At 44.1% G+C, this 9,778-nt stretch carries 11 protein-coding genes and 2 pseudogenes; 6 read left to right on the forward strand and 7 right to left on the reverse strand.

Features of this window, described 5'->3' with window-relative positions:
• The 5 genes from WKU26_RS12230 to WKU26_RS12250 form a co-directional block, all read right to left on the reverse strand.
• On the reverse strand, positions 1–240 hold a 240-nt coding region (locus WKU26_RS12230; protein ID WP_445323251.1), incomplete at its 3' end, for a cytidylyltransferase domain-containing protein.
• A gap of 4 nt (positions 241–244) precedes the next feature.
• The gene (locus WKU26_RS12235) at positions 245–1,117 is read right to left on the reverse strand and encodes an N-acetylneuraminate synthase family protein (RefSeq protein ID WP_340322242.1); all 873 of its coding nucleotides are present in this window, start codon (positions 1,115–1,117) and stop codon (positions 245–247) included.
• Positions 1,114–2,649: an MATE family efflux transporter gene (locus WKU26_RS12240; protein ID WP_340322243.1), complete on the reverse strand. Its 1,536-nt coding sequence runs from the start codon at positions 2,647–2,649 to the stop codon at positions 1,114–1,116. Before WKU26_RS12240 ends, WKU26_RS12235 begins: the two co-directional genes overlap by 4 nt.
• A 111-nt stretch (positions 2,650–2,760) precedes the next feature.
• Entirely contained in the window at positions 2,761–4,263 is a 1,503-nt protein-coding gene (locus WKU26_RS12245; protein WP_340322244.1) for a succinate CoA transferase, read from the reverse strand.
• 123 nt (positions 4,264–4,386) lie between these two features.
• Positions 4,387–4,713: a hypothetical protein gene (locus tag WKU26_RS12250; RefSeq protein WP_340322245.1), complete on the reverse strand. Its 327-nt coding sequence runs from the start codon at positions 4,711–4,713 to the stop codon at positions 4,387–4,389.
• A gap of 317 nt (positions 4,714–5,030) precedes the next feature.
• Between WKU26_RS12250 and WKU26_RS12255 the strand changes: the two are divergent.
• The 3 genes and pseudogenes from WKU26_RS12255 to WKU26_RS12265 all read left to right on the forward strand — a co-directional run.
• A pseudogene (locus WKU26_RS12255) lies at positions 5,031–5,330 on the forward strand (BT4734/BF3469 family protein); the annotation flags it as partial.
• Positions 5,216–5,890 carry a hypothetical protein gene (locus WKU26_RS12260; protein WP_340322252.1) on the forward strand — a complete coding sequence of 225 codons (675 nt, stop codon included), beginning with the start codon at positions 5,216–5,218 and terminating at the stop codon, positions 5,888–5,890. The pseudogene WKU26_RS12255 and the gene WKU26_RS12260, both read left to right, overlap by 115 nt.
• The gene (locus WKU26_RS12265) at positions 5,814–6,938 is read left to right on the forward strand and encodes a VapE domain-containing protein (RefSeq protein ID WP_340322251.1); all 1,125 of its coding nucleotides are present in this window, start codon (positions 5,814–5,816) and stop codon (positions 6,936–6,938) included. The genes WKU26_RS12260 and WKU26_RS12265 overlap by 77 nt, the downstream gene beginning before the upstream one ends.
• 438 nt (positions 6,939–7,376) lie before the next feature.
• Here WKU26_RS12265 and WKU26_RS12270 read toward each other — a convergent pair whose 3' ends face one another.
• Positions 7,377–7,628: a DUF4248 domain-containing protein gene (locus tag WKU26_RS12270; RefSeq protein WP_340322246.1), complete on the reverse strand. Its 252-nt coding sequence runs from the start codon at positions 7,626–7,628 to the stop codon at positions 7,377–7,379.
• 386 nt (positions 7,629–8,014) lie between these two features.
• Here WKU26_RS12270 and WKU26_RS12275 point away from each other — a divergent pair, with 386 nt between their 5' ends.
• The 3 genes from WKU26_RS12275 (at position 8,015) to WKU26_RS12285 (ending at position 9,314) form a co-directional block, all read left to right on the forward strand.
• Positions 8,015–8,497 (forward strand): HU family DNA-binding protein, encoded by a 483-nt coding sequence (locus tag WKU26_RS12275; protein ID WP_340322247.1) that lies wholly within the window; start codon positions 8,015–8,017, stop codon positions 8,495–8,497.
• Positions 8,498–8,589: 92 nt separating this feature from the next.
• Entirely contained in the window at positions 8,590–8,697 is a 108-nt protein-coding gene (locus WKU26_RS12280) for a smalltalk protein (protein WP_340322248.1), read from the forward strand.
• Positions 8,698–8,882: 185 nt separating this feature from the next.
• Complete coding sequence (locus WKU26_RS12285; protein ID WP_340322250.1) at positions 8,883–9,314, forward strand: N-acetylmuramoyl-L-alanine amidase; 432 nt, start codon at positions 8,883–8,885, stop codon at positions 9,312–9,314.
• 99 nt (positions 9,315–9,413) lie between these two features.
• Here WKU26_RS12285 and WKU26_RS12290 read toward each other — a convergent pair.
• Positions 9,414–9,778: pseudogene (locus tag WKU26_RS12290) on the reverse strand (hypothetical protein); the annotation flags it as partial.

Here is a 9,778-nt window from a genome sequence, read left to right on the forward strand (position 1 = left end):
TGTATCGCAAGCATTTTCTGCGGAGCGTCTATAAACTTCAGTTTTCTTATAATTTTGATTTGCAATAGTTTCTTCTATTTGATCAGAATCTGTTGCAACTATAATTTTATCAATAAGACTACATGCCTCTAACGCTTCTATATTCCAACATACTAGTGGTTTACCACAAAATAATTTAATGTTTTTAAGAGGGATGGATTTACTTCCTCCTCTTACAGGAATGAAAGCTATTGTTTTCATTTTTTTACCATTTAACTTGATTTTTCTTTAATTTGTTTCGCTGTACTTTTTCTATATCTAAAATTTCTTCTTTTTTATAGCTAAGAGCCTTTGCTACAGCGCGGCAGTCACGGGCTAATTTACGTACTCCATCTGGTTCCAATGATGCTGCATGGTCTGTGCCTTTCCAAGTGCGGTCTAGAGTATAGTGACGCTCTACCCATTCTGCACCGAGAGCTACGGCTGCTGAGTCTACTGCAATACCTAAATGGTGACCGGAGAATCCGATAGCTTTTACGCGGTGTGCATAAAGTTCACGGAGGCGAGTGATTTCAAGCAGACAAATATCTTCGAAAGGTACAGGGTAGCCTGAAGTACAATCGTAAATTACAAGATCTTTATTTCGTCCTTTTTCTTCAAAGAAACTGATAATTTGTTCTTCTTCTTCACGTGTTGTCATCCCGAATGACAAGTGGATTTCTCCTTCAAAGTTTTCACATAGATAGGTCAGAAGTTCTTTATTTAGATTGCAAGCTGATGGAACTTTAATAAGACTTGGTTTTAATGTACAGATTTCTTTTGCAGAAGTTACATCCCATACGGATGTAGAATATTCTATTCCAAATTCTTCACACCATTTTTGCAATTGGCGGTGTTGTTCCAGATTGAATTCCAAGAACTCTCTATGTTCGCCGTATGTTGCTCCATAAGAATTTTGAGGATTTGGGTGTGGAGCATTATATTCTTCTGGACTGAGTAATTCTTTGTTACAGCGTTTTTGAAATTTTACAACATCTGCTTTGCAGTAAGTTGCTGCTGTCATAATCATTTCTTTAGCGATTGCCATATCACCTTTGTGATTGCAACCGATTTCTGCGATAATTTTAGGAGTTTTCATTTTTTGTGAAGTTTCTTTAATGTTATGTTGATTATAAATTCTTTTTCTGTTTTATCGAGTCCTAATGTCCAAATAGCTGCGAATGAGTATATTATAGTTATTGAACATGTCAATAATATTCTGAATATAGAGGGAGAGAATGATGTTATACTAATCCAAACAGTAAAAACAATAGTGCAATATATTATGATAACGTTGAGTAAAACATGTTTAGTATATTTTAGTATATTCATTCCAAGTTCTTTTTTTGCGTTCCATATGATGGAAAAAGTATAGAAGATTGATAGAACAACTGAAATAAAATAGGGCGTGAGTGGATAACTCGGAAGGATTAATAAAGAAATATATGATATCGGGATATTTAATAAAATAATAGTACTTGAATAAATCTGATAGCGTTTTATTTTATTTGCAGCTTGATAAGCACCAATGATTTGATTTGCTAAGGTTTCTATTAATATGGTTAAGATCATAAGTCTTCCTATTGCTACGCTGTAAGGAGGAACATTGTGAAGCCATAGATTTAAAATCTTATCTAATTCAATTAAAAGAGGAATACTTAAGATCATTAATAAATAAAAAGCCAATTTACTACTTCTGAATACAAGATTCCACATCTCGGCTGTTTGATTGTTTGCAAATAGTTTTGTAATTTGTGGACGGGTAGCTATATATACATTGTTAATAAATTGAGTTATCACTCCATTAATTTGTTGCCCAATGGAATGAGCTGCATTTAATATAGGCCCAAAGAAAATATTTATGATTATATTTAATCCTTGTTGTCTTGATATGATTGCTATAGTGCCTATTATATTCCAACCTGAATAAGTTAATAATTCTTTTCCTTTGTCTGAATCCCATGAAAAATGGTAGGTTTGGCATTCTTCGAATCTTTTATAGCAATAAATCTGATATATGCTTCGTATGATAACAGTAATGAGACAGATTAATATAGCATAGGTAATTAAGTGGTCGAAGAGTATATATTGTAGTAGAATAGCTGCTATTAGCTTGAAAATACATTCTATAATGCTTATATAAGCAAAAACAGACATCTTTTCATGTGCTATTACAACTGAATTATAAGGTATAGAGATAAGATTGATGAGGAATGAAAGAATTGACAGCTGAAATACCCAATTAGCTGCATACATGCGACTTTCTGGTATTTTCATATGGTAATTTAATAGCCAGTATCCGCCAGCTTCTAATAGTATAAGTGCAATAATTGCTAATACGAAGTAAACAGTAATAATAGTATTAAATATATTTTTTAATTGTTCTTTATTTTTTCTTCCAATTTCAAATGCTATAAATCTTTGTGAGCCTGAAGCTAAAGAACTTCCAATGAAAGAGAACATAGTTACAATGCCCCCTACAACATTATAAATACCATAATCTTCAATACCTAAGGTGTTTAAAATGATAGGTACGGTATATAGCTGAATACCTATTAAAATAAGCATTCTCACATACAGTAACATCGTATTCTTCGCAATCCGCTTGTTATTTTCAGTTGTATTCGTCATGAATAATATCGTTATAAATAGTAATTAAGTTTCAAATACTCACATACCAAGAAAGGATACCACCCATACAGGTGATATCCTCCATAAATTAATAATTATAATAAGTTTATTTTAAGCGATATAAGTAGTATTCCGCATGTCGCCTGTTTCTTCATAGGCGAGATGCATCTGGAAAGCGTTGCGGAGGCTGAAAGGGGTATGACACGACTTGCCTTCCGAGAGTTTCAGGTAATCCCACAACAGCTGCTTGTAGTCGGGATGAGCACAGTTCTCGATGATACACTGTGCACGCTGGCGGGGCGATTTGCCGCGAAGGTCGGCTACACCCTGTTCGGTCACTAAGATGCGGACATCGTGTTCCGTACTGTCTACGTGCGACACCTGGGGCACGATGGACGAAATCAGACCGTTCTTTGCCGTAGAAGGAGTGGTGAAGATAGACAGGTAGGCGTTGCGCGAGAAATCCGCGGAACCGCCGATACCGTTCATAATCTTGCTGCCCGATACGTGCGTACTGTTCACGTTTCCGAAAATGTCAGCCTCCAGTGCCGTGTTGATGGCGATGATGCCCAAACGGCGGATCATTTCCGGATGGTTGGTAATCTCCTGCGGACGCAGCAAAAGCCGGTCGCGGAAGAAAGGAAGGTCGTTGTATATCATATCCAAATGGTCTTCACTCAGCGTCAATGAGCTGCCGGTAGCAAAACGGATGCGTCCTTTTTGCATCAGGTCAATGACTGAGTTCTGAATCACTTCTGTAAACATAGTAAAGGCAGGGAGCTGTGTATCGTCGCCCAAGGCACCTAATACGGCATTGGCAATGTTGCCTACACCCGACTGCAGCGGAAGGAACTCCTGAGGAATACGGCCTTTCTTCCATTCCGAAAGCAGAAACTGCGCCACGTTGTTTCCAATCTGGAGCGTGGTTTCATTCTGCGGAGTGAAAGGAGCAATGTGGTCGCGTTCGTGGGTTTCCACAATGGCAGCAATCTTTTTCGGGGCGACTTTTACCACCGGACTGCCGGCACGGTCGCTTACCCGGAAAATGGGGATGTCGGTGCGTGCGGGAGGAGCCGAAGGAGTATAAATGTCGTGCATGCCCTGCAGTTTGCCGCTGTGCATACGGTTCAGTTCGATAATCACTTTGTCTGCCTGCTGAATCAGGGTAGGCGAGATACCCACCGAAGTGGTGAGGGTAATTTCGCCGTCGGCTGTTACATCGGAAGCTTCAATCAGTGCCACATTGATCTTGGGAAGGAAGCCGTAGCGTACGTCCTGACCGATGTGGGAGAGGTGTACGTCGTAGTAGGCTACATCGCCGCTGTTGATGGCGTTTCGCATGTCTTTGTTCGACTGGAAAGGGGTACGGAAACTGACGGCTCCGGCTTGTGCCAGGGCACTGTCGATGGTGTTTCCGGTAGCTCCTCCGGTGATGAGTCCTACCTTGAATTCCTTACCGGCCTCGTGTTGGGCCTGTGCGTGGGAAGCCAGGGCAGCGGGTACTGCCTTGGGGGTTCCTACCGATGAAAACCCTCCGATTCCCAAGGTGTCTCCGTGGTGAATCAGAAGGGCTGCTTCCTGAGCAGTGAGTATGGGATAAGTATTTTTATGCATTTTTGTTTAATCCGTTTTCAGATTAGTTATAGCTCTGTTTTCGGGGCGCAAAGATAAGTGGTCTTTTGCATATGAATAAAATTTTATGCATTATTTTTTTTGTTATTGCATATATATGTAATATTACTTTCTCTTTTCTTTTTCCCTGATGCCTTCTGCCCATAGTTCCGTGGCTTCTTTTGCCATCTCTCCCAGTTCTTCGGGAGGGAAATGCATGTAGAGTACACAGAAAAGTTTACATATCCTTACAAGGGGAGGATAATCTTTTTTTTTAATTTCAAATACGTCTTTGTACTGATGCCGGCTTCGCTGCACAGGGTAGAGATTGGCAGCTGGCTGGCGTGCCGGAAATATTCCAGCATAATTCCCATCAGGGAGTCCGGTTGTTGGGTACTCATGTCTGTCTCTTGTATTTTTTGCATTATTTTTTGCGGGGCATTTTCCTTTCATGGAGGGAAAATCCCGTTTTTGAGGCTTATTGTATCTTCACAGCCAATTAAGGCTTCCGATTTTCGGGGCTTGAGTAAAAATCTAAATTTAATGCTATGAGCAAAAAACAAATTTTCTGTCCGTCGCGTTTTCTTTCATTACGCGACACACATCCACAGGCTTCTTCGTGGGAGGCCATTGTCGACGAAATCAAAGGTCCTTTGCACCGTGATGTTACCCTGCACTATCGGGAAACGCTCTCCAAAATCCGTACACTGGAGGGAGAGGGGGATACCGGTAATGCGGACAACCTCAAAGGGTATCTGCGCAACATGAAAATGAACCAGCCTGCCTTTGTGCCTTCCGTAAGTCTGGAGGGCGGGCGCTCCGACCGTCATATTACCGGGTATTCCGGATTTATCATGGGCGATATAGACGGGCTGGAGGGCGACGCACTGTATCGTGCCATGCATCGGCTGCGGCAGGACAAATATGCGTTTCTGGTGCATTTTACCTTGTCGGGATGCGGTATCCGGGTGATGGTGCGTGTGGATGCTCCGGTGACGAAGCGCAACTTTCTTTCTGTCTGGAAGAAGGTGAACGCGTATTATGCCGACCTGCTGGGAGTTCCCATGGACTTGCAGTGCAAGAATGCCACGAGGATGTCGGTCATTTGTCACGACCCGGATGTGTTGTTCCGTCCCGATGCCGAAGCTTTTCCCGTGTCCGACTGTGCAGAGGAATCTGCCGCAGGAGGATGCAGGGCGGTGACGGTACGGATGGCGGAACCGGTGGTGCGGCGTCTGGTGGAAGAGGACGGGGCACGCTACGAGGAGCACCGCCACAACGACTACATCTGCCGCTGTCTGTATTGGATGAACCGCTTCGGGGTAAAGAAGCAGGAGGCCGAAAAGTGGGCGCTGCGTGTCTTTGCCGACTACGAGGCGGTGGAACATTCGGTGGGGGCAACCGTGCAGAGCTGTTATGCACTGACTGCCGAACATGCTACCTGCCGGCTGGCGGATTATCGTCCTGTCCGGCAGAACCGGGAACGGCGGCTGCTCAACCGTGCCAGTGTGGAGGAAATGGAAAATTACCTCAACGAGCATGTGGAACTGCGGATGAACACCCTGATTCACCAGCTGGAGTTCCGGTTCAGAAAGCCGGAAAATGCGCCGTGGGAGTGTCTTACCGATAATGTGGAAAACTCACTCTGGTGCAACATGCAGCGCACGGGTATGGAGGTGGATATTTCCCGCTTGCGTACGCTGATATCCAGCGATTATGTGAAAGAGTTTCATCCTTTACAGGAGTATCTCGACAGCCTTCCTGCCTGGGACGGAAAGACGGATTACATCGGCCGTATGGCAGCCATGGTGAAGTGTGTCAATCTTTCGCCTGCCCAGTTCCGCGACTATTTCTGCCGCTGGATGGTGGGTATGCTTGCCGGAGTGTTCAACGACAAGGTGGTGAACCATGTGATTCTGGTCTTTCTGGGCCGTCAGGGCTGTTTCAAGAGTTCCTTTATGGAGAACCTGCTGCCGCCGGTGTTGCGCCGTTATTATGCCACGAAGACCAACAGCCATCGTCTTACCAAGGACGATCTTTTCGGAATGACGGAGAACATCCTGATTAACTTCGAGGAAATTGACTCCATGCAGCGCAAGGAACTCAATCAGCTCAAGGCGATGACCACAACGGCTTTTGTCAACGAGCGTCCGGTATACGGACGGCATAAGGTGCGACTGCCGCACATTGCTTCGTTCTGTGCCACGGGAAACAACCTTCAGTTTCTTACCGATGATACGGGTACCCGGCGCTGGTTAGTAGCCGAAATCGAGGAGATTGAGAATCCCTGGAAAACGCCCATTCCTTACGAAGGGGTGTATGCTCAGGCCAAGGCCTTGCTCGACCGGGGCTATCGCTACTGGTTCGACGAAAAGGAAATCGAAGTGCTGAACGGAAGAAACCGCCGCTTCGAAACTCCTAATCTTGCCCGAGAACTGATTCTGTCTTATTTTCGTCCGCCTGTGGAACTGGAAAAGGGGCAGTACATTACTTCTGCACAGATTGTCGCCCGCTTTGGAGCAGGAGTCCGGCTGAATGCCGTGCAGGTAGGCCGTGCACTGAAGGATCTGGGATTTCAGCAGGTACATACCAAGAACGGCAATTTCTGGGTCGTTGTGGAACGTACCAAGGATGAAATCGATCACATTCTTCCGGAGCCTTCCGAAGGCTACGAGTAGAAGTTCGGGTTCCCGGTGAAAGATGAAAGATGGTGAAAGATTGGTTTTGTATCAATCTTTCACCCTTAATATTCTGTAAACCAGTCGGCTGGAAGCCTGGTGAAAGATGTGAAGGATATTTTCACTATGTTGCAGCAATGACAACAAAATAGCCACCTTTAAAGGTGGGGTTTTTAGTGTACATTTTGAAACATTATACAAAACACGCTTCACATCTTTCATCTTTCACCCTATCTTGTTGATTAATAAAAGTTTGAAAATTCTTTACTATCTGAAATCTCTTTTCAGTGTTGCATCCGCAACCGTCGGTTTCGGAGCAAAACTGCCGATTTTTGCATCAAATTTGCACGATTAGTCACGTACGCTTACGCGATTGTTCACGTAAGCCAACGCGATTGTTCACGTGAGCTCACGGTAATAGTCACGTAAACCCAAGCTTTAGGGTCGCCCCAAATAGCGGAAAATTGTTTCCACCTGTACCGGGGTAAATACCCGCTGGTTGGGACGGTATCCGTACTCCTGAAGTTCCCTGAACAGAGCCTTGTTCAGTTTCAGCCATTTGGTCAGCCTGTTCACCGCCGCTTCGGGACTCAGTTCGGGTGCATAGGCCATGGCCAGTTCTCTACGGTAGTAAGGATGGATTTCCCACTCTTTTTCTATCTTCTCTTCAGGAATACTTGTGTCTCTCATAATTGCTTGAATATTATTGTTTTATCACTATAAATATAGCAAAAAATCCGCTAATATCCATTGCCTGAGACAATTATTTTATACTGTATTGTTTCATTTTCCATCGCATTCATTCCTTTTCCGCCAAGCCCCTGTTCCCGTGTCGTATCTTTGTTTCAGAATGAGAGAGGGAACAAGTTGTTATGAGTTTTTTAGTTCTTGAGTTTATGAGTTTGAGAACATCAACCAACTTAATATGAGTTTTTTAGTTCTTTAGTTTGAGAACATCAACAAACTAACAAACTAACAAACTAACAAACTTACACCAACAAACTAAAAAACTTACAAACTCAAAAACTTAAACAGACGCCTTGTAACCTATTTAATAACCTTAAAAACTTAAGCTTATGGCATTAAATTACAGTATCTCGATGCGATCTTCCAATCCGATGGATCCGGAAGCAATTAAAAAAGCGTATGCAAAAGCCCAGATCGGCAACACTGTCAGTCTGAAAACCATGTCGAAGCGGATTGCTTCGCAGACCACGGTAAACCGTGCCGATGTGATGGCGGTACTTACCGCCTTAGTAGACAACATCTTTGAAGTGCTCCGAGAGGGCAACCAGGTAGACTTAGGCGAATTGGGCAAGCTTCGTCTGCAAATCAGCAGCGAGGGTGCCGCAAAAGCAGAGGAGTTTACTTCGGATTATATCAAGGATGTAAACATCCAGTTTGTACCGGGTGAAGACCTGAAAAACATCTTTGCCGGAATGGAATTTACACCGGTTCCGACCCGTGATGCAGTCCGTAAGGTATTGAAAGCCCAGAAGGCCGGTGAAACCACCGTAGACATCACCCCGGAAAAAGCCGGTGAAGGTCCTCTTGTCTGATTAAAAACTCCGGACCGGTTGCTCACGCAGGCGGTCCGGATACTAATTTAAAACCAAATTGTTTGAATTATATTTGTTAGATTTATCTTTATATGGAAAATTCCTCAAAACCTAAAAATGTGTGGGGCATCGTCCTCAAAGTCATCATCACCGTAGCCACGGCTATTGCCGGAGCGCTGGGACTTAGTTCGTTTATGTGAGTTTTGAGTTTTTAAGTTTTTTAGTTTATGAGTTTGCGAACACCAACAAACTTAAGATGAGTTTCTTAGTTCTTGAGTTTTTGAGTTTGAGAACATCAACAAACTGGCAAACTAAAAAACTTAAAAACTTATATAACTGTCTTGTCACCTAACTTACAAACTAAAAAACTTACAAACTCAAACATATGTACTTCCAGAACTTCCGAAAAATAGATACCATCGTAATCCATTGCAGTGCGACGCGTGAAGACCGGGATTTTCCGGTAGAAGCACTTCGGCACTGCCATCGGGAACGAGGGTTTGCCGATATCGGCTATCACTTCTATATCACCCGCGACGGAGTGATTCATCCGTGCCGGCCTTTGCATCAGATCGGTGCACATGCAGCCGGATGGAACGAGCACAGCATCGGGGTATGTTACGAAGGGGGGCTGAACCGGAAAAACCGTCCTGCCGACACCCGTACCTTAACCCAGAAATGTGCCTTGCTGGATCTGCTCCGCCAACTGAAGGCGGACTATCCGCAAGCACGGATTGTGGGGCATACCCAACTGAGTCCTTATATCCGTAAAGCCTGTCCCTGCTTTGATGCAAGGAAGGAATACGCAGAGCTATAACAGTGTGTAGTTTGCTAAATAAAGAGAATGAAGAGCCTTTGGTTTGCTGACAAGTATTAATTAAGAGCCGGCTTACCTTCAGGTTCTTCATTTTTATGTTTATCCTTTCTTATTATTCTGGAAACCATAACCGTATCCATAGCCATAGCCGTACTTCTTGCCATAGCCGTAACCGTAGCTGTGCTTGCGCTTGCTCAGGTCGATGTCGTTGAGTACGGTGGCTAATTTGCCGAACTTCCTGTTGTCCTTCAGTTCGTTGATATACTGGAAAGCTGCTTTCGGGGTCATTTCGGCGCGGCAGACATAGAGGCAGAGGTCGGCCACACGGCTTATGATGAGACTGTCGGTCACAATGCCGATGGGCGCGGTATCGAGGATGATGTAGTCGTAACGCTCTTTCAGCCGGGCAATGGCCTGATCCAGTACCGGACGGGCTACCAATTCGGTCGGGTTGGGCGGTACGA

The sequence above is a fragment of the Phocaeicola sp. HCN-40430 genome, assembly GCF_037890285.1.
Classification (GTDB): domain Bacteria; phylum Bacteroidota; class Bacteroidia; order Bacteroidales; family Bacteroidaceae; genus Phocaeicola; species Phocaeicola acetigenes.